The 19197-nt window shown below is 63.5% G+C and carries 18 protein-coding genes; 3 read left to right on the top strand and 15 right to left on the bottom strand.

Annotated elements, in window-relative coordinates:
• Positions 1-20: 20 nt before the first annotated feature.
• The 8 genes from FXY94_RS07005 to FXY94_RS06970 form a co-directional block, all read right to left on the bottom strand.
• Entirely contained in the window at positions 21-536 is a 516-nt protein-coding gene (locus tag FXY94_RS07005) for a DUF3180 domain-containing protein (protein WP_040386516.1), read from the bottom strand.
• Complete coding sequence (gene folK / locus FXY94_RS07000) at positions 533-1462, bottom strand: 2-amino-4-hydroxy-6-hydroxymethyldihydropteridine diphosphokinase (protein WP_016664329.1); 930 nt, start codon at positions 1460-1462, stop codon at positions 533-535. Before folK ends, FXY94_RS07005 begins: the two co-directional genes overlap by 4 nt.
• Positions 1459-2409, bottom strand: coding sequence for a dihydropteroate synthase (folP, locus tag FXY94_RS06995; RefSeq protein ID WP_016664328.1), 951 nt, complete (start codon positions 2407-2409; stop codon positions 1459-1461). Before folP ends, folK begins: the two co-directional genes overlap by 4 nt.
• 41 nt (positions 2410-2450) lie before the next feature.
• The gene (folE, locus tag FXY94_RS06990; protein ID WP_016664327.1) at positions 2451-3053 is read right to left on the bottom strand and encodes a GTP cyclohydrolase I FolE; all 603 of its coding nucleotides are present in this window, start codon (positions 3051-3053) and stop codon (positions 2451-2453) included.
• Between the two features lie 52 nt (positions 3054-3105).
• Positions 3106-5139, bottom strand: a complete 2034-nt coding sequence (gene ftsH, locus FXY94_RS06985; RefSeq protein WP_016664326.1) for an ATP-dependent zinc metalloprotease FtsH — start codon at positions 5137-5139, stop codon at positions 3106-3108.
• 119 nt (positions 5140-5258) lie between these two features.
• On the bottom strand, positions 5259-5804 hold the full coding sequence (gene hpt / locus FXY94_RS06980) for a hypoxanthine phosphoribosyltransferase (RefSeq protein ID WP_016664325.1): 546 nt from the start codon (positions 5802-5804) through the stop codon (positions 5259-5261).
• 43 nt (positions 5805-5847) lie between these two features.
• Positions 5848-6948 carry a tRNA lysidine(34) synthetase TilS gene (gene tilS, locus FXY94_RS06975; RefSeq protein WP_016664324.1) on the bottom strand — a complete coding sequence of 367 codons (1101 nt, stop codon included), beginning with the start codon at positions 6946-6948 and terminating at the stop codon, positions 5848-5850.
• Complete coding sequence (locus FXY94_RS06970) at positions 6945-8447, bottom strand: D-alanyl-D-alanine carboxypeptidase/D-alanyl-D-alanine-endopeptidase (RefSeq protein ID WP_016664323.1); 1503 nt, start codon at positions 8445-8447, stop codon at positions 6945-6947. Before FXY94_RS06970 ends, tilS begins: the two co-directional genes overlap by 4 nt.
• Before the next feature lie 194 nt (positions 8448-8641).
• Here FXY94_RS06970 and FXY94_RS06965 point away from each other — a divergent pair, with 194 nt between their 5' ends.
• A complete protein-coding gene (locus FXY94_RS06965) occupies positions 8642-9154 on the top strand; it encodes an inorganic diphosphatase (protein ID WP_016664322.1) in 513 nt (170 codons plus the stop codon).
• Positions 9155-9228: 74 nt separating this feature from the next.
• Here FXY94_RS06965 and FXY94_RS06960 read toward each other — a convergent pair whose 3' ends face one another.
• Both FXY94_RS06960 and FXY94_RS06955 read right to left on the bottom strand, forming a co-directional pair.
• Entirely contained in the window at positions 9229-9972 is a 744-nt protein-coding gene (locus FXY94_RS06960; protein WP_016664321.1) for a hypothetical protein, read from the bottom strand.
• 42 nt (positions 9973-10014) lie between these two features.
• Positions 10015-10722 (bottom strand): peptide deformylase, encoded by a 708-nt coding sequence (locus FXY94_RS06955; protein ID WP_016664320.1) that lies wholly within the window; start codon positions 10720-10722, stop codon positions 10015-10017.
• Between the two features lie 291 nt (positions 10723-11013).
• On the opposite strand from FXY94_RS06955, the gene FXY94_RS06950 reads away from it, so the two are divergent.
• Positions 11014-12093, top strand: coding sequence for an ABC transporter ATP-binding protein (locus tag FXY94_RS06950; RefSeq protein WP_016664319.1), 1080 nt, complete (start codon positions 11014-11016; stop codon positions 12091-12093).
• Between the two features lie 99 nt (positions 12094-12192).
• On the top strand, positions 12193-13446 hold the full coding sequence (locus FXY94_RS06945) for a DUF4032 domain-containing protein (protein ID WP_016664318.1): 1254 nt from the start codon (positions 12193-12195) through the stop codon (positions 13444-13446).
• Between the two features lie 12 nt (positions 13447-13458).
• On the opposite strand, the gene rlmB is transcribed toward FXY94_RS06945, so the two are convergent.
• From rlmB to FXY94_RS06920, 5 genes are all read right to left on the bottom strand, one after another.
• Entirely contained in the window at positions 13459-14421 is a 963-nt protein-coding gene (gene rlmB / locus FXY94_RS06940; protein WP_016664317.1) for a 23S rRNA (guanosine(2251)-2'-O)-methyltransferase RlmB, read from the bottom strand.
• Positions 14422-14429: 8 nt separating this feature from the next.
• Positions 14430-15866: a cysteine--tRNA ligase gene (gene cysS / locus FXY94_RS06935; protein ID WP_016664316.1), complete on the bottom strand. Its 1437-nt coding sequence runs from the start codon at positions 15864-15866 to the stop codon at positions 14430-14432.
• 79 nt (positions 15867-15945) lie between these two features.
• Positions 15946-16452: a phage holin family protein gene (locus FXY94_RS06930; protein WP_016664315.1), complete on the bottom strand. Its 507-nt coding sequence runs from the start codon at positions 16450-16452 to the stop codon at positions 15946-15948.
• A 75-nt stretch (positions 16453-16527) separates the two neighbouring features.
• Positions 16528-17691 (bottom strand): LacI family DNA-binding transcriptional regulator, encoded by a 1164-nt coding sequence (locus tag FXY94_RS06925; protein ID WP_016664314.1) that lies wholly within the window; start codon positions 17689-17691, stop codon positions 16528-16530.
• A gap of 82 nt (positions 17692-17773) precedes the next feature.
• Positions 17774-19189: an L-serine ammonia-lyase gene (locus FXY94_RS06920; RefSeq protein ID WP_016664313.1), complete on the bottom strand. Its 1416-nt coding sequence runs from the start codon at positions 19187-19189 to the stop codon at positions 17774-17776.
• Positions 19190-19197 lie beyond the last annotated feature (8 nt).

Below are 19197 nucleotides of genomic sequence, written 5' to 3'. Positions count from 1 at the left end.
ACACAGCGACTGCGGGGGCTTCAAAGGGAGCCTGCGCTCTCACCCGCGCGCCCCACAGATCCGGAGTCAGTAGGCGGCAGAGTCCCCCACCGTTCTACGATAAGCCCGATCACCGCGAGGATGAGCGCGCAGAGCGCGTCGAATCCGAGTGGAAGAATCGCGCCGGAAAGCGTCCCGCCCCCGGATGTCGCGAGAAACGCGCACATACCCGCGTAAAAGCCTGCACCAATTGCTCCCGTATAGGCCGCGGCACGCGCGGCGATGAGAATTCGGTAGGCAACAACCATGTCAAGCTGGTGCTTGCGCGGCGTGAGCGGGTGAGTTCGCGCTCGCTCACGGGATTCGTCGAGATATCTCTTCACGCGGAGCCCAAGGGCAAGAACGACGGCGGAAAGAACCAGGAACACAATTCCCGGCATGATGCCGGCAACGGGGACCGGGGCACCTCGTGAGGCGAACGCGAGAGACAGCCCGTGGCCCGCAAGGCCTGCCACGAGGGCAATTCCTACAAGTCGGAGCGCAGGAGTTTTTGTCATCTCACACCCTTGCGTGGGCGAGCCTCGCTTGCGAAACCTGCAACGCGGGGACCGGGGCGCAGCCCCGCACGGTCAGGGGCGACCTTCACGAGGTCCGACGCTTGCCGGCCATCGGGGAAGCTCCACTCGGGGTTGATGTCAAGCATCGGCGCGAGAACAAAGGCGCGTTCGTGAGCTCGCGGATGCGGAAGCGTGAGTCGCTCATCGTCGCACGTGAGCTGTCCCCAGGAAATGAGGTCGAGGTCGAGGGTGCGCGGCCCCCATCGAAGGGTGCGGGTGCGCCTTGCAGCATTCTCGATCTCGTGAAGTGAGTCGAGAAGCTGCCACGGACTAAGCGACGTCTCAAGGTGCGCGGCGGCGTTGAGGTACGCGTCCTGATCAATATCGCTTACGGGGTCGGTTTCGAAAACGCGGCTCGCGGCGATGAGACGGGTCTCGGGGATCCGCGCAAGTGCCGCGAGAGCACCGGCGAGGAAATCCTCGCTATCGCCAAGATTTGAGCCGAGCGCGATGAAAGCGCTCACGGGTGCCGCGCGCCTCGTGAGACGAACGTGTGCGTCGGTGAAAGGCTGCGGAATGGGCGCGGTGGGCTTGTGGACGCTCACGCTCACTTCGCGCACGAGGACATGCCGCTCAAGTACGCACTGAGAGATGCGCTCGGCGAGAGTTTCGATCAGGTCGACGCTTCGCCCCGCGACGACCTCCTCGACGATGGCCGCGGCGTCCGCGTAGCTCACGCTGCGCTCGAGCGCGTCATCCCGCCCCGCCGAGCGCGTGTCCACCCGCATATCGACATCAACGAGAAAGTCGTGCCCCTGCGTTTTTTCACTCTCGAAAACGCCGTGCTTGCCGTGCACGCGCACGCCGTCAACCGCGACGTGGGATAGCGGCGCGGGTACAGAAAAGGCAATATCATTCCACGTCATGCTCGAGCACCGCTTTCATAGTTGCGGTCCGCGAAGCCTGAGCCGAGCCCCATATCGCGCCCCTCGGGCCCCGCCATCAAGCGCTGCATGACGCGGATATTCGCGACGCTCGAGGCGACATCGTGGACGCGCACCGCCCACGAGCGGCGAAGCTGCGCGAGGCCACTCAACGCCGCCGTGCCGGCGTCCCGATCAACATCGAGAGCGCTCACGAAGCGCTTGCGGCTCACCCCGATGAGGAGTGGGAGCTCGAGCGCCTCGACGTCACCGATCTGGTCATAGAGATCCCAGTTGTCCTCGCCGGTCTTGGAAAACCCGAAGCCGGGATCGGCGACGATACTGTCACGGGCAATGCCCGCGCTCACCGCCTTGTCGATTTGCTCGCCTAATTCACGCGCGACGTCTGTGCCGATAGCCTCGTAGCCCGTGCGTGACATTGCCTCCGCGGAGTGACCGCGCCAATGCATCGCGATATAGACGGGGGCGGTACCGAGATGGGTGGTGAGGCCGGCGACCGTGGAGAACATGGCGGGATCAGCGAGTCCAGCCGACACGTCGTTGACGATGAGCGCACCGGCGTCGACCGCGGCACGCGCGACCGAGGCACGCATCGTATCGATACTCACGCACATGCCGCGCTGTGCAAGGGCCTCAACAACGCGCACCGTGCGGCGAAGCTCCTCTTCTTCACTCACGCGGCTTCCGCCCGGACGCGTCGATTCACCCCCGACATCGATGATGTCGGCGCCCTCGCTCACCAGGCGCTCGGCATGTGCGATCGCATCCTCGTGCTCGTTGTGCCGGCCACCGTCGGAAAACGAATCCGGGGTCACGTTGAGCACCCCCATGACGAGCGTCCGCTCGCACGTGAGCGAAGAGGGCAGGCCCTCCACACGCCGCCACGCGGGGGCGCTAGAGAAGTCCAGAACCGGGCGCGTCGCGCTCATGAGATGACCTTTCTCGCCTCGGTGGGGCGGTGTCGCATATTTCAGTGGTGCAGGCCCGTGAGAATGAGGCTCATCGCCTCCGAACGCGTGGCCGCGTTCGATTGCAGGGAGCCGCGCACGGCACTCGTCACGGTCTCCGCATTCGGAGACTTCACGCCACGCATCGCCATGCACAGGTGCTCGGCCTGAAGAACGACAATCGTGCCGTGTGCCTGGAGCTCCTCGTGGATCGCATCGGCGATCTGGCTGGTGAGCCGCTCCTGCACCTGGGGCCGCGCCGCGTACCCTTCGACGAGCCTTGCGAACTTGGACAGCCCCGCAACAGTTCCATCCTTGCCGGGAACGTACCCCACGTGGGCGCGGCCGAAGAACGGCACGAGGTGGTGCTCGCACATGGAGTAGAAGCGAATATCGCGGACAAGAACGAGCTCGCGGTGCTCGACCTCAAACTTCGTCTGCATGTGGACGCGGGGATCCTCGTGGAGGCCGCGAAAAACCTCCGCGTACATACGGGCGACGCGACTAGGCGTATCCACAAGCCCGTCGCGGCTTGGATCCTCACCAACCGCTTCGAGGATCTCGCGCACGGCGCGCTCAATCCTTTCGCGATCGATGTTCTCCACGGCATTGTGGTTCTCAGTCATGAATCCTTCTTTCTTCACGCGAGCCCGGCTCGCGAGGGACGTAAGGAGCGCGCTACTCGGCACCGGGGATGTGCGGTGAACCATCACCCGGCTGCGGAAGCTCGGGCGGGGTGCCGCCGAGTTCCTCGCCAGCCTGCTGGTTCTCGGTGCCATCAGGAACGCTGCTACCGATCGTGCCGGGGCGGTCGCTACCCGCGAGGGGCTCGGTAAACACGGGGCGGTCCTCGCTCGACTGCCACACCTCGCGCGGCGGGCGCTTCGTGACGTCTTTGAAAATCTCCGCGAGTTCCTTCTCGCCGAGAGTCTCCTTCTCCAGGAGTTCCTCGACGAGATGATCGAGCACGGGGCGGTTGGTCTTGATGACGCTCCACGCTTCATCGAGCGCGTTGTCGAGCAAGCGGCGAATCTCTTCATCAATAAGGCGAGCCGTGTCCTCGCTGTAGCCGGGACCCTGGCCCTGCTGCATGCCTACGAAGACCTCGTCCTGTCCCTTGCTCAGGGCCACCTGGCCCACAACACCGCTCATACCGAGTTCAGTGACCATCGCGCGGGCGATGCCCGTCGCATTCTTGAGATCGGAGCTCGGGCCGGTCGTGACATCGTGGAAGATACCCTCTTCAACTGCGTAGCCACCCATCGCGTAGGCGAGACGGTCGAGAAGCTCATTGCGGCTTTGATAGTTGCGGTCGGCCGTCGGCACCACCATCGTGTACCCGCCCGCGCGACCGCGCGGCAGGATCGTCACCTTCGTGACGGGAGCCGAGTTGTTGAGTGCCGCGGCGACGAGTGCGTGTCCACCCTCGTGGTAGGCCGTCATCTGGCGCTCGCGCTCGGTCATGACTTTCGAGTAGCGCTGCGGGCCCATCGAAACTCGGTCGATCGCCTCATCGAGTGCACGCATGTCAATAATCTGATTGCCCGAACGAGCCGTGAGAAGCGCAGCCTCATTGAGAACGTTGGCGAGATCGGCACCGCTCATGCCGATCGAACGGCGCGCGATGTTATCGAGATCGACGTCGGCAGCGAGAGGCTTGCCTTTCGCATGCACCTCGAGGATCTTGCGTCGCCCCTTGAGGTCCGGAGTTTCCACCGCAATCTGGCGGTCGAAACGACCCGGGCGAAGAAGCGCCGGATCGAGGATGTCGACGCGGTTGGTCGCGGCGATGAGGATGACGTTTTGATGCTCCTCGAAACCGTCCATCTCGACGAGCATCTGGTTGAGGGTCTGCTCGCGCTCGTCGTGGCCGCCGCCCATGCCGGCTCCACGGTGGCGCCCCACGGCGTCGATCTCGTCGATGAAGATGATCGCCGGCGCGTTTTCCTTCGCCGTATTGAACAAATCGCGCACGCGGCTCGCACCAACGCCCACGAACATCTCCACGAAGTCGGAGCCCGAAATGGAGTAGAACGGGACCCCTGCCTCACCGGCAACGGCCTTCGCGAGGAGGGTCTTACCCGTGCCCGGAGGGCCGTAGAGGAGGACGCCCTTCGGAATCTTCGCGCCTACGGCGTGATAGCGCTCGGGGCTCACGAGGAACTGCTTGATCTCATCGAGCTCCTCGACCGCTTCCTCAGCACCCGCAACATCCGCGAACGTCACTTTCGGCATGTCCTTGTTGAAGAGCTTCGCCTTCGACTTGCCAAACTGCATGGCGCGCCCGCCACCCTGGGCGTTCATCATCCAGAACCAGAAGAGGCCAAGGATCACGAGGAGGGGGAAGAAAGTGAGCAGGAGCTGGCTCCACCACGACGGTGTTGCGATCTTATCCGTGTAGCCTTTCGCCGGCTTCGCTTCGCTCACGGCCTTGACGACATCATCGCCGCGGGCGGTGACGTACGAAAACGCGACCCGCTTCCCCTTGTCCTCAAAGTCTTTCGTCAACACGAGGTTGACGCGCTGTTGATTGCCGTCGATGATTTCGGCTTGCTCAACGGTGTTGCCTTTGAGGAGCTCAAGCCCCTGCTCGGTGTCGATGTCTTGGAAACCGCCGCGTCCAAAAAAGCTCAGCGCGAGAAGAACGATCGCGAGAGTCGCGAGGCTCCACAGCCACAGATTACGGGCGGGGGATTTCTTTTTTTCTGCCATGTGAGGTGCTAATTCTTACGTTCTCTTGAGGGCGGAGCAAACGCCCCGCGCGCGTATGGTGAATGAGCGCGAATCTACCCCGAATCGCTGGACAGGGGCTGTCAGAAGCCCCAATGTTCTCAATCGGCGTAGACGCTTGGCTTGAGAATCCCAATGTAGGGAAGGTTGCGGTACTTCTCGGCATAGTCGAGGCCGTAACCGATCACGAACTCGTTCGGGATGTCGAAACCCACGTATTTCACGTCGATATCGACCTTGACCGCCTCCGGCTTGCGCAGGAGGGTGCAGATTTCGACGCTCTTTGGCCCGCGCGAGCGGAGGTTGGTGCGAAGCCAGCTCAGGGTCAGGCCGGAGTCGATGATGTCCTCGACGATGAGCACATGGCGATCGGTGATATCAGCGCTCAGGTCCTTGAGAATACGCACGACACCCGAAGATTTCGTGCCGCTGCCGTAAGAACTCACGGCCATCCAATCCATGTCCACGTCAAGCGTGATGGCGCGCGCGAGATCCGCCACGACCATGACTGCACCCTTGAGCACGCCAACGAGAATCGGGGCCTCATCTTTGTAGTCGCGATCAATCTCTGCGGCGAGTTCGCTGATCCGCTCGCGGATCGCCTGCTCGTCGAGCAGGATGCGCTCGACGTCCTCATCCATGGTCATGGGGGTCCTTCCCGGTGCGTCGCGTTATCGAGGTCACGGGGCCTCAGCCTGATGTATCGCGCACGCGACTGTCTCGGGCCCGGAAAACGATGAGTCCTTCGTCGCGTACCGCTTCGATCTTACCCGGAAGGGGGATGGGACCCTGGCCTCGATAGGCGGAAATGAGGGAGTCAACGTGAAGGATCTGACGCCGAAGGAGCGACTTCCCGGAACTCGAGCCCGAACGCGCGCTCGCATGGGCGATGGCGCGCTTCAGCACGCGCGTGCGCAGGGCTCGGTCAAGCGGGGCCAGGGAATAAGCGTCAAGCGCGAGTAGTCCGGGGGTGGCACTCGGGGGGTTCCGACGCAGGCCCGCATAGGCCTCTTCCGCCTCTTTGTCGAGGTAGTCGGCATCGTCTCGCAGAAGGTCGGCGGTCCGCACGAGGTTCGCGGCCACCTGCTCGCCGAGAATCTCGGCGAGCATCGGCAAGGCGCGCGTACGGGCCGCGACCCGCAAGTATTTCTCGTCGTCGTTCATGGGATCGTCCCACACGTCGAGATCGAGGGCGTCGCACACGGCCCGGGTATCACGCCGCCACAGCCCCGTCTTCTCGTCCCTTCCCGTCCCGAGGAAAGGGCGAAGGAGTGCTCCCCGCTGGCGGGGAATCCCCGCGAGGGAGCGCGCCCCCGCTCCGCGTGCGAGCCCGAGCAGCACCTGCTCAGCTTGATCGTCGAGGGTGTGCCCGAGGAGAAGTCCGAGCGCGTGGCGCTCCTCGAGGGCTGCCTCGAAGGCTTCGTGGCGGGCGACCCTCGCCGCGTTCTCAAGCCCGCCTTCTCCGGCGGTATCGACGTGGATCCGGCGAATGTGGCAGCGTGCAAGCCCGAGCCGCTCGCACTGGAGCGCCGCCCGCTCAGACACCGAGGCGGAGTGCTCTGATAGGCCGTGGTCGATGAGCACAGCTTCGACTTCGAGTCCGAGCCGTGACGCGACCCACTGGGTCGTCGCGGCGAGGGCAAGCGAATCTGCGCCGCCGCTCACCCCCACGAGAACGCGCGGTAGAAGGCCAGCCCCGTCGGAGCGGTCGGCGCATTCCTCGAGCCGGGAGGCGAGGGCGGCTTTCACCGCTACGCGAGCACGGGCAACTGGTTCGGGCGGGCCGCTCACTGCCCGTCCCCCTCGGGCGCTCCGCCGCCTTCAGCCGAAGCAGAGGAGTCATAGAGGCCGGCAGGCGTCGGACCTCCCGCGGCGACAATAGCGCTCGCCACATAGTCCACGACTGCTCGCGCTTCCCCGTACCCTGCCGAGGTTGAATCGTAGGCGAAAATCGCGTAGCCAACCACACGGCCGTCAGCCAGCACCATCGTGCCTGCAAGGGTCGAGGTCCCCGAGAGGGTGCCCGTCTTCCCGCGCACGATTCCGCGCGCTTGCTCCGCACCATCTTCGCCAAAGCGTTTCGTGAGAGTCCCTGTAAGGCCACCGATTGGGACAAGCGCGAAAGTATCCTTGATCGCAGTGGGCGCCTCCCCCGACGCCCACGCCGTGAGCTGCGCAAGAAGCAACGGTGAGATTCGGTTGTCCTTCGAGAGGCCCGAATTATCAGCAATCACGAGCCCCTCGGTGGTGAAGCCGCCTTCCCGAGCGACCTCGTCGAGCTCGGCTTTGACCGCCTCTCGCGCCCCAGCAACCGTTCCGGGATGTCCCGTGTGCACCGCGGAAAGTCGCGCGAGCGTTTCTGCGAGCGAGTTATCGGAATACAGGAGCGTGTGCTCGATTAAGTCGCGTAGCGGCGCGGAGTGCACGGCACCGATCTCGCGCGCCCCCTCGGGAGCGGAAGCGCGAGTAGGCACCGCCTCTACCGTGATACCGCGCTCGTTCAAGAGCTGCGCGAATGCTTTCGCCGCTTCGAGGGATGGATCCTCGACTTTCGGGCCGTAGGGCGTGCCGTCGGCGCGGCCACCATCCACGCCGAGCGGGGTAATTGGAGCAACCCACCCACCGGCCGGGCCGTTATCGCCCCACGCCGGATTGACCGGATCGTTGCCGAACAGCGAGTCGTCGAAAACGAGCTGGACTTTAGTGCGCCCTTCCTCTTTGAGCTTTGCTGCGCTCTGATCGGCGAGCGAAGCAAGCGAGGCTCGTTCGACGCCCTCTTTTGTCTCCTTCGCTTGCACGGTGAGGAGGTTGTCGCCACCACCGACGAGCACGAGACGCTCTCCGTCGAGCACGGCTCGCGTCGTAAACGTTGTATCCGGACCAATAGCCTTCGCAGCGGCAAGCGCGGACAGAAGCTTCATGGTCGAGGCGGGGGTGAGCTGCACGCCTGATCCGTGCTCGGCGATGATGTCGCCGGTCGACGCGTCCACGACCGCATAAGAAACCTTGCCCGAGAACGCCTTGAGCCGTGGAAGGGCTGCTATCGCGGCGTTAATCTGATCTGCGCTCACGCTCGCTGCCGGCGATACTGCATCGTACGGACGCTCGTCATCCGTGCGCTCCCACGATTCACCTTCGGCAGGAACACCTTCGACCACGGCGTTCTTCTGCGTGCGCACGGTAAGCACGCCCGGAAAAGCATCGACGAGGTCGCCAAACGTATAAAAGGACAATGGCAGCGCGAGGGCGAGGGCAGCAGCGAGAACCTCCACTGCCTTCGAATTCGCCATTACTGCCCACTCCTTCTCGCCTCAGGAAAACGCGCCACGCGCCCTGCGTGTCTGTGACTTCGTGCAAAGTTTACGCGCGCATGAACCACTCGCGGCACAATCGAGCGCCTGCGAGCGCTGAACTTCGCTATTGTTACACGCAGAGGGCACGCCCCTCGGTCACATAGAACACCTTAGGCAATGGAGTCACACACGTGGAATTCGACGTCACGATCGAGATCCCGAAGGGGAATCGCAACAAATACGAGGTCGACCATCACAATGGTCGCATCCGGCTCGATCGCATGCTCTTTACAGCAACCCGATACCCCGATGATTACGGCTTCATTGAGGGCACGCTCGGTGAGGACGGCGACCCGCTCGACGTCCTCGTCCTTCTCGAAGAGGCGACGTTCCCCGGCTGCCTGATTCGCTGCCGCGCACTGGGAATGTTCCGCATGCGTGACGAGTCGGGCGGCGACGACAAGATCGTCGCGGTCCCCGTTGGCGACAAGCGCCAGATCCGTCGGCAGGAGCTCACCGACATTTCGGAGTTCCACCGACTCGAGATCCAGCACTTCTTCGAGGTCTACAAGGATCTTGAGCCCGGCAAGAGCGTGGAAGGTGCTCACTGGGAAGGCCGGGATGACGCGGAAGAGGAAATCCGCGCCTCCTACCGCCGCGCGAAGGGCACGGAACACGAAAACGAGTTCACCCAGGACATCTAGTCCGTATCCCCCAATAATGAGGGCGCTCCCGTCTTATCGGGAGCGCCCTCATTATTTCGAAAGCGACGTTTTCGCTAGTCGTCGAGACCTTCGGTCTTCTCGGCAAGCGTCGAAGGGACCGGATCATCCACGTGGCTAAAAACCTCTCGGGCGGCTTCGATCACTGTCTTGGTAAGTGCCTTGTTCCCGAGACCACCAATCACTGCACCGATACCAAACGGGATGAGGCGCCCGGCCCACAGCCCCGTGAAGCGACGCGTCACCGTACGCCGAATCCAGCGATTGACTTGCGTGTTCACCGCATCTGCGACAAATGGAGGTGCCATGCCATCGAGCACCGTCGACCACTGCAGGCCGCTCTTGCCGAGGGCCTTTGTGACGATCGCGGCGCCACGCTCACCGCCGAGAATGGCGAGAATAACCGTGCGGCGCACCGTCGGATCACTCATATCGACACCGTGCACGTGCGCGGTGCCGAGCGTCAAAAAGGCGCATGCTTCGGCAAAGGCGAAGCCCTCGCCCGCGGTGAGGGCGACCGCTGTGGCGGTACCCACCGCGGGAAGTGCGGCTACGCCGCCAATGCCGACGCCCGTGGCAACGGCCAGCTTCGTAAAGTGCCCCTCGAGCCGAGCGATGATCTGCTCATCGCTCCACGTGGGGTTCTTGCGGCGAAGAGAATCGACGTACTTGCGGGCAATCGGCCCCTGAAGCGCCAGAGCCTTATCGATCAGTTCGAATTGTTTGTCATCGATGAGCGATTCTTCGCCCTGTCCCTTCCCGCTCGATTTCTTAGACGTGCGCAGGTCCTTCGAGGCCATTGCTCTCCTTATCGTGGACGCTATCGGCGCATCCGGGCTCTTTTACGCCCGCGTGCGGTGAAGATCAACGGTGCCGGGCTCAAGTTTGGCCACGTCACCGCGCAGACCAAGGTAGCGAACCGCGTCTGAAAGTTCGGTGTATCGATGCAGGTAGGAATCCTGCACAAACGAACGTTCAACACCGCGGTCATGACACAAAATGCCATCGAGATGATCACTCTCGTGCTGGAAAATTCGTGCGCGCCAGCCGGTCCAGACCTCGTCGAGTTCACGAACCTCACCGCCGGCGACGATTGCCGTACCGCGCACGCGTACGCTCTTTGGACGCGGCACGAGCGAGCGCCAGCCGTCGACGCTAAGGCAACCCTCCCACCCAAACGTCACGATGCTCTCGCCGTCAATCTCTTCGTAGCGCGGGTTGATGACTGCCATGAGGGGAAGATTGTCACGGTCGTAGAGCTCGTCATCGGCGTCGCGCTCCTCCCCCTCTTCGCGAACGACATCCTCCATGACAACGACGCGAATCGGGACCCCCACTTGCGGGGCAGCGACCCCGACGCCGGGAGCATCGTGCATCGTCACGACGAGCGCGTCAATGAATTGCGCAAGGAGCTCCGGATCGAGCGAGCCGGCGGCATCCTTTGACTTGGCGCGAAGTGCCGGATGCCCCGCCTGCACGATCCGGAGCGGAGCGTTTTCGCTCGGCCTCTTTGCAAGGGTTTTCTCAATCAGTTGCGCGAGGCTCGTCATGCCATCGCCGCCTTTCGTCGTCTATCGTCATCGCCTCGAAGGGCCGGGCCGCGTCTTTTCTTCCACGCTCCTGTCCGCAGCGAAAGCAGAAGGAACTCCGGGTGGCGGCAAGCGTCGGACTCCCCCGACAACACTACGGCCCCGCGCGTGCGGAAGGTCGGGAACACCCCTCGGCGCGTCCCATATGGTCGGCGCCACAGTGGGGTATTGTTGTCCATACGTCAGCAAAGACCGCTGACTGTACTTCACAACGGATCGTCCGGCACGTACCTGCCGGTGAAGGGAATACCCATGGCAAAGGTTATTTACGACCACGCAAGCCGTATCTACCCGGGCAGCGACAAGCCCGCGGTTGACGACCTCAACATCGAGATCGAAGACGGCGAATTCCTCGTCCTCGTTGGACCCTCGGGCTGCGGTAAGTCCACCTCGCTGCGCATGCTCGCCGGTCTCGAAGAGATCGATGCAGGCCGCATCTTCATCGGCGACCGCGACGTCACGAACGTGCCGCCCAAGGACCGCGACATCGCGATGGTCTTCCAGAACTACGCCCTTTACCCCCACATGTCGGTTGCCGACAACATGGGCTTCGCACTCAAGATCGCGGGCACGCCGAAGGATGAGATCCGCAAGCGCGTTGAAGAGGCCGCAAAGATCCTCGACCTCGAGCAGTACCTCGACCGTAAGCCCAAGGCTCTCTCGGGTGGTCAGCGCCAGCGTGTCGCCATGGGCCGCGCAATCGTGCGCTCGCCCCAGGTGTTCCTCATGGACGAGCCGCTCTCGAACCTTGACGCGAAGCTCCGCGTCTCGACCCGTACTCAGATCGCGTCGCTCCAGCGTCGCCTGGGCGTCACGACCGTCTACGTGACCCACGATCAGACCGAAGCTATGACGATGGGCGATCGCGTCGCCGTTCTCGCCGGTGGCGTGCTCCAGCAGATCGACTCGCCGCAGCGCATGTACGATCACCCGAACAACGTGTTCGTTGCGGGCTTCATTGGCTCGCCCGCCATGAACCTCATCGAGCAGCCCCTCACCGACCAGGGCGTCGCCTTCGGCGGCTCCGTGATCCTCGTGGATCGCTCGACCCTCTCGGAGTCGAATGAGAAGGCCGTCACCGTCGGTGTGCGCCCCGAGGATCTCGAGCTCGCCGCGGACGGCCTCCCCGTCGAGGTCGACATGGTCGAGGTGCTCGGCGCTGACGCCTACGTGTACGGCCGCCTCGCTGGCGCGGGCGAAACGGACAAGCCGATCATCGCGCGCGTCGACGGCCGCCGTCCTCCGCAGAAGGGTGAGACCGTGCACTTCCAGCCGAAGGCTGACCACGTGCACCTGTTCGACCTGAAGTCGGGCAACCGTCTCGGCGACTAATCGCCTCACTCCTCAAACGAGGAAACATTCACAAAGAAGGCACGCGAATCGCGTGCCTTCTTTGCATACATAGCCCGCGAGTAGGAGAGAATAGAAGGCATGGCACCCATCGAGATCTCCGCAGCGCGAGCGGACGAGGCACTCCTCGATCTGCCGTGGAGCCTCCCCCTTGCCGACTGGCCCGATTCGCTCCTCGCATCGCTCCCCCGCGGCATCTCGCGACACGTCGTCCGTTTTGCCCGTGTAAGCGGGCGAGTTCTCGCTCTCAAGGAAATCAACGAAAACCTCGCGCGCGCCGAATTCACGACCTTGCGTCTGCTCGGAAAACTCGGAATCCCCGCCGTTGAACCGTTTGCGGTTGTGAGCGGGCGCGAATCGGCCGAGGACGGCCGCGACCTCGACGCCATCCTGATCACGAGGCACCTTCAGTACTCCCTCCCCTACCGGGCGGTGTTCTCCCAGCTCAACAGCGAAGACACGGCACGCAAGCTTCTTGACGCGCTTGCCGTGCTGCTCGTCCGCCTCCACCTCGTCGGCTTCTACTGGGGTGACGTCTCGCTTTCCAACACCCTCTTTAAGCGCGATGCGGGCGCGTTCGCCGCCTACATCGTTGACGTCGAAACGGGTCAACTCGAAAGCCAGCTGACGACGGGCCAGCGCGAATACGATCTCGACATTGCGCGCACCAATATCGTGGGCGAAATGCTCGATCTCCAGGCTGCAGAGCAGCTGCCTGACAACGTTGATCCCATTGCCATCGGTGATCTCCTTCTCGAGCGGTACACCGAGCTGTGGGATGCGCTCACTGGCCGCGAAACATTCAGCGCGAATGAACGCTGGCGCGTGAGCGCCCGTATCGAGAAACTTAACGAGCTCGGTTTCGACGTCGACGAGCTCGACATGACAACCGATCTCGACGGCACGACCGTGTCGGTGCAGCCGAAAGTTGTGGATGCCGGGCACCACAGAAGGCGGCTCATGCGCCTTACGGGAATCGACGCTCAAGAAAACCAGGCGCGCCGACTCCTTAACGACCTCGACCAGTACCGGGTTCTCACGAATCAGCAGGGTGAGGAAGAAGAGTTCGTCGCCCACGAGTGGCTTCAGGAGCAGTATGAGCCGGTCGTGCGGGCGATCCCGCGCTCGATGCGCAAGAAGCTCCCGGCTCCCGAGTTCTACCACGAGCTTCTCGAACACAAGTGGTTCATGTCGCAGCGCCTCGGCAAGGATGTGACGTGGGATAAGGCCGTCCAGGACTACATCCTGAACGTCCTTACCTATCGCCAAGACGAACGCGCCCTCATCACGTCGGAGACCTCGGCGATTCCGATTGTGACGGACACGGAGTTCTAGACCCCGCTGACGTTAGGCTCGGCCCGTGCGAGCGCGCGTGCCTGCAATCTCGTACAGCACGATCGAGGCGGCTACAGAGGCGTTGAGCGATTCGGTCGCGGCCGCCATCGGGATCGACACAATCGCATCGCATTTCTCGCGCGTGAGTCGTGAAATTCCCTTGCCTTCGGCACCGATGACGAGCATGATCGGGGACGTTGCGAGGTCCATATCCCGCGGCTCGAGTTCACCATCGGCATCGAGACCAACGACAAAGACACCCTGTTTCTTGAGCGAGTCGATCGCGCGGTTGAGGTTCGTCACCTGGGCGACCTTCACGCGCGTCGCGGCGCCCGCAGCAACCTTGTAGACGCTCGCGGTCATGCCGACGCTTCGACGCTCGGGAATGATCACACCGTGGGCGCCGAACGCGCCCGCGCTACGGAGTATCGCCCCGAGATTGCGTGGGTCGGTGATGCCATCGAGTGCGATGAGAAGCGGGGTATCGAAATTATTCGCGGCGATCTCGAGGAGATCCGCGGGATTCGCGTACTCGTAGGGCGGGAGGGTGAGAGCGACGCCCTGGTGAATAGCATCGTCGGTGAGTCGGTCGAGTTCGGCCCGTGTGGCTTCGTGCAGCTGAAGGCCCTTTTGATGGGCAAGGCGCATGATCTCGCGTACGCGCTCGTCTGCATCAAGCCGGATGGCAAGAGTGAGCGAGAGTGCCTCCACGCCTTCTTGGAGCGCCTCGAGAACGGAGTTGCGTCCCGCGATCACCGTGGGGCGGTTTGCAGTGTCCTTAGGGGACTTGCGCGGTGGGCGGCGCTTGCCGGATTTGGCACCGGATTTTCCGACGGTGTCGTGCGTTCCCCTGTAGGCCTTGTGATGCGGGCGATCCTCCGCCTTCGGGGTGGGGCCGCGCCCTTCGAGGCGGCGGCGGCGCACGCCGCCGGATCCGACCTTCGGGCCCTTGCGGGAGCTCTTGTGTCCTGCCATGGTCTCTCCTAGTTCGTGAGGCTCCAGCGGGAGGAGCCCGCGGAGTCTTCGATGCGAATGCCGGCGGCAGCGAAGCGATCTCGGATCGCGTCGGCGCTCGCCCAGTCTTTGTTGGCACGTGCCTCGGCGCGCTCCTCGAGTTGGGCTCTAATGAGCGCATCGAGGGCGTCGTGTTCGGCATTGGTGGCGCTTGATTCGTCGGCCCACTGGGGCCCCGCGAGGTCGAGTCCCAGAACATCGAGCATGTCGCGAAGCTCGCCTACGCGGCGCGCAATCTCGTGGGCGTCGCTCGTGTGCTCGGCAAGAAGCGAGTTCAGTTCGCCCTGGCGCTCGTGGATCACGGCGAGAGCTTCGGCGACGGAAAGGTCGTCATTCATCGCGTCAACGAAGCGCGCGGGAAGCTCGCTCTCGCCTACCTCGCGCAGGGCTTCGCTCGCGCCTTGCTGGCTGACTGCTTCGAGTGCGCGCGTGAGGGTGCCCTCGAGGCGCGAGAGCACGGTCTCGGCTTCCGCGAGGGTGGTCTCGTTGAACTCCACGTTGGTGCGGTAGTGGGAGCCAACGATCGCGAGGCGCACGGCTGCTGCCGAGTGCTTGGCGAGGACGTCTTCGGCCGTGATGAAGTTGCCGAGGCTCTTGCCCATTTTCATCCCGTCGACCGTCAGCATCCCCGAATGCATCCAGTGCTGCGCAAAGCCGTAGCCAGCTCCGTAGCTTTGGGCTTGCTCGTTTTCATGGTGCGGGAAGCGAAGATCAAGGCCGCCACCGTGAATGTCGAAGCTCTCCCCCACGTATTTTTTCGCCATCGCCGAGCACTCAAGGTGCCAGCCGGGCCGCCCTTCGCCGAACGGGGTTGACCACTTCGCTGTCGTGGGTTCGCCGTCCTTTGCTTTCTTCCACAGGGCGAAGTCTCGAGGGTCCTGCTTGAGGTTGGAGGCGGCTTCCGCATCGTCAACCATGTTCTCGATGGACTGGTTCGTGAGCGAGCCGTATTCGGGCAGGGAGGATACGTCAAAGTAGACGCTTCCTTCCCCGTCAGCATAGGCGTGGCCGCGCTCGATGAGCCGCTGCATGAAGTCAATCATCTCCGTGACGTGACCGGTCGCGCGGGGCTCGTAGTCAGGGCGCACGGCGCCGAGCCGGTCCATGATCTCGCCAAACTTTCGTTCGTTGGCGTACGACCACTTCCACCACGGCTCACCTTCCTCGGCGGCGCGCGCGAGGATCTTATCGTCGATGTCAGTCACGTTGCGCACGTAAGTCACGCGGTAACCGCTCCTGCGCAGCCACCGCACGAGCACGTCGAACGCGAGGAACGTGCGGATATGCCCCACGTGGGGACCGTCCTGGACAGTCGGCCCACACACGTAGAGCGAGACTTCACCGTCCTTGAGCGGGGTGAAGTCCGAAACGGTCCTGGTCTTCGAGTCATGCAGTCGTAGAGTCACGTCTTAAGCCTAGCCTCTCGTGGGTACCGAAAAAGCGAGGAGCGCTTGCGGCGCCCCTCGCTTCGTGTTGGTCGTAATGTCAGATCTCGCGCGGCGTCGCGGCGCTGACCTGCTTACCGTAGAGTTCTTCGAAAGCGTCGTCGTAGTCAACGCTATTGGCGCGGCGCTTTCCCTGAACGGATTCGACGGCGCTCTTAGCGGTCTCGATGGTGACTTCGGGCGCGGTGATCTTCTTGACGATCAGGTAGGCGATGAGGCCGAGGATCGCGCCGAGTACCACGAGCGCGCCACACACGATGAGGAACGACGCCCATGCCGGCAGACCGAGTGCCACAAGGCCCCACGCGCAGAAGAAGAGGAACATCACCCACGCGCTCAGGAGGAAGAACACGAGAACCGCGGCAAGCGCCGCAACGGCGCCGCCCTTGACGGCGATCCCGGTGATTTCCTTCTTCGCGATTGCGACCTGCTGGTCGATCACGGAGGTGAATTCGTTCTTGATCGAGGCGACGAGTTCGCCAATCGACCGCGAGGTCGTGCTCGCTCGGCGTTCGTTCGAGGAGCGGTCGTTCGAGGAATTGATCATGCATTCAGCCTATCAATGCGGGCCCTGCGTCATTCAGGGGTTTCGAAGGGTTTTCTCCGGTTAGTCGTGTGATGTTTAGTCGATCGTCACGCGCTTGCGGCGCTGCTGCTCGGGTCGCGGCCCTGCCGACGAGGAACGACGCACGATGAGGTGCGGCGAAACCGCGGTGTCGCGTGCGGGCCCTTCGAAACCGCCGATGCGCTCGACGAGCATCTGCGCGCCAAGCGCCCCGATGCGGCGCGAGTTCGGATCGATGCTGGTCACCTGCGCAATACCCGAGGACGCGAGCGACGTATTGCCATAGCCGGTGACGGCAAGCTGAGCGGGAACATCGAAGCCGGCGTCGGCTGCTGCCGAGAGCACACCGACGGCGGTCACATCGTTCGAGCACGTGATCGCGGTGGGAACCTGGCTGCCGCGCAGAAGCATCGCTCCGGCGGTCTGCCCAACCTGCTCGCTGAAGTCCGCCGGCTCCACGCGCGCACGATCCTCGAGTCCGTGACGCTTCATCGCGGCCTTGAAGGCGGTCGCACGCTCCTTCGCCACGGCATACCCCACGCCACCCACGTGAGCGATGTCCTTGTGGCCGAGACTCACAAGGTGATCGACGAGAAGACCAAAGCCCGCTTCATCGTCGATACGGACCGTGTCCGACTTCCCGATGCGCTCTTTCGATCCACCGATCGCGACGAGGGGGCGGTTGCCGATGGCCTCAAAGACCTTGTCGAGCTCGGGGAGCTCACTGGCCATGATGAAGCCATCCACCCCGAGCGCCGTGAGCGAGGAGATCGTTTCTTCCTCGAGCGTGACGGGGTATTCGGGCATACGCCGGCGAGTCGGCACAACCACGACGTGGCGGCCGGTCGCGGCGAGCTCGATGCGGATCGAGCGAACCAGATCGGAGATCCACGTGTTGCGCATCGTGTTCACGAGCACAGCGACGACACCGCGGTGGTCATCCTCCTGAGCGAGGTCTTCGAGCGGGTAGTGGAGCCGTTCGGCGGTCTCGCGAACGGACGTCACGAGCCTCGAATTGATGTCGGATTCGCCGCGAAGGGCGCGAAGCGCAACCGCGGCCGTAATGCCGAGGGAGTTGGCAACTTCGGTCAGCGTTGCGCGGTCACCTTCGGAGCGCTGCTCCGTGACCTCGGGAGCGACCTTCGCCGCCGCTTCGAGCTCGTCGGGGCTCTCTCCGGGTGCGAAATCACCGTTGATGTCGCCGCGTGCTTTATCGTTCATGAGGCCTTAGCCGTCCTTTTCTGTCCTGGAAGCCGCGCCCGCATGGCGCGTAACATTCGCCTTTAACGGTAGCCCACGTGCCTCAACACGCGGGCAAGGACACGGGAACCGTGACGGCGAGGCCGCCCATTGCGGTTTCCTTGTAGTGCTCGTGCATGTCCTTACCCGTGCGGCGCATGGTCTCGAGCACGGTGTCGAACGAGACGAAGTGTTCGCCATTGCCACGCATCGCGAAGCGCACCGCCGTAATCGACTTGATCGCGCCCATCGCGTTGCGCTCGATGCAGGGCACCTGCACGAGACCACCGACGGGGTCGCATGTGAGGCCGAGGTTGTGTTCCATCGCAATCTCGGCAGCGTTTTCGACCTGCCGGGGCTTCGCGCCCATAACTTCGGCAAGCCCCGCCGCGGCCATCGAGCTCGCCGAGCCAACTTCACCCTGGCAGCCCACTTCCGCGCCGGAAATCGACGCGCGCTCCTTGCACAGCGACCCGAACGCGGCAGCTGCGAGCATAAAGCGCACGATGACGTCATCACGATCGTCGTAGTTGAGGTAGGTGAGCGCGTAATAGAGCACCGCGGGGATAATCCCGGCCGCGCCGTTGGTGGGAGCTGTGACGACGCGCCCGCCGCCCGCGTTTTCCTCGTTCACCGCGAGCGCTGCGAGGCTCACCCATTCGAATGCGTTGTCGGCGCGATGGTTCGGGTCTTCGAGCTGAAGGGCGTCGTGCCAGGTTGCTGCGCGGCGCCGCACGTTGAGGCCGCCCGGGAGCACACCGGAGGTGTGCATGCCACGCTCGATGCAGGCTTCCATGACTGCCCAAATGTCGAGGATCCCCTGGCGGATTTCGCTGTCGGTTCGCCATTGCCGCTCGCGCATGAGCATCGCTTGCGAAACCGTGATGCCGTTTTCTTCGCACACGCGAAGAAGCTCCTCACCACTTTGGAAAATCGGTTTCACACCGTCATCGGCGCCCGCTGCGCTGTCGTCTGCGGAGGTTTCCGACGCCTGCTGCGCTTCGAGCTCCTCCTTGTCGACGACGAAGCCGCCACCGATCGAGAACATCGTGCGCTTGTCGAGCTCGTTGCCGTCCTCATCGAGCACCGCGAAGGTCATGCCGTTCGAATGCTCGGGAAGGAAGGTGAGGGGGTGCAGCACGATCGTGGACGGGCGGAGGCTTACCGGGACGCGCCCGCCGAGCATGAGTCCACCGTTGGCGTCGATGTCTTTCGCTCGCGCCCAGGCTTCGGTGGGATCGATCGTGGCGGGGTCGTTGCCCTCGAGACCGAGGACGACCGCGTCGAGTGTTCCGTGGCCCATGCCGGTCGCCGCAAGCGAGCCGTACAGATGCACCTCGACATCGGCGATGTCGGGGCCAATAGTGGGGTGGGCAAGGGCCTCGTCGGCGAATTCTTTCGCGGCGCGCATGGGGCCGACGGTGTGCGAACTCGAGGGGCCGATCCCGATCTTGAACAGGTCAAACAGGCTGACGCTCATCGAGGGAC

It is taken from the genome of Dermabacter jinjuensis (genome assembly GCF_902381725.1).
Lineage (GTDB): Bacteria > Actinomycetota > Actinomycetes > Actinomycetales > Dermabacteraceae > Dermabacter > Dermabacter hominis.
This window is presented reverse-complemented; position numbering and strand designations above follow the sequence as displayed.

Bases quoted from the DNA above. Each gene is read 5' to 3' on its own strand.
- FXY94_RS07005 (WP_040386516.1), bottom strand. From the start codon at position 536: ATGACAAAAACTCCTGCGCTCCGACTTGTAGGAATTGCCCTCGTGGCA.
- folK (WP_016664329.1), bottom strand. From the start codon at position 1,462: ATGACGTGGAATGATATTGCCTTTTCTGTACCCGCGCCGCTATCCCAC.
- folP (WP_016664328.1), bottom strand. From the start codon at position 2,409: ATGAGCGCGACGCGCCCGGTTCTGGACTTCTCTAGCGCCCCCGCGTGG.
- folE (WP_016664327.1), bottom strand. From the start codon at position 3,053: ATGACTGAGAACCACAATGCCGTGGAGAACATCGATCGCGAAAGGATT.
- ftsH (WP_016664326.1), bottom strand. From the start codon at position 5,139: ATGGCAGAAAAAAAGAAATCCCCCGCCCGTAATCTGTGGCTGTGGAGC.
- hpt (WP_016664325.1), bottom strand. From the start codon at position 5,804: ATGACCATGGATGAGGACGTCGAGCGCATCCTGCTCGACGAGCAGGCG.
- FXY94_RS06970 (WP_016664323.1), bottom strand. From the start codon at position 8,447: ATGGCGAATTCGAAGGCAGTGGAGGTTCTCGCTGCTGCCCTCGCCCTC.
- FXY94_RS06960 (WP_016664321.1), bottom strand. From the start codon at position 9,972: ATGGCCTCGAAGGACCTGCGCACGTCTAAGAAATCGAGCGGGAAGGGA.
- FXY94_RS06955 (WP_016664320.1), bottom strand. From the start codon at position 10,722: ATGACGAGCCTCGCGCAACTGATTGAGAAAACCCTTGCAAAGAGGCCG.
- FXY94_RS06950 (WP_016664319.1), top strand. From the start codon at position 11,014: ATGGCAAAGGTTATTTACGACCACGCAAGCCGTATCTACCCGGGCAGC.
- FXY94_RS06945 (WP_016664318.1), top strand. From the start codon at position 12,193: ATGGCACCCATCGAGATCTCCGCAGCGCGAGCGGACGAGGCACTCCTC.
- rlmB (WP_016664317.1), bottom strand. From the start codon at position 14,421: ATGGCAGGACACAAGAGCTCCCGCAAGGGCCCGAAGGTCGGATCCGGC.
- FXY94_RS06930 (WP_016664315.1), bottom strand. From the start codon at position 16,452: ATGATCAATTCCTCGAACGACCGCTCCTCGAACGAACGCCGAGCGAGC.
- FXY94_RS06925 (WP_016664314.1), bottom strand. From the start codon at position 17,691: ATGAACGATAAAGCACGCGGCGACATCAACGGTGATTTCGCACCCGGA.
- FXY94_RS06920 (WP_016664313.1), bottom strand. From the start codon at position 19,189: ATGAGCGTCAGCCTGTTTGACCTGTTCAAGATCGGGATCGGCCCCTCG.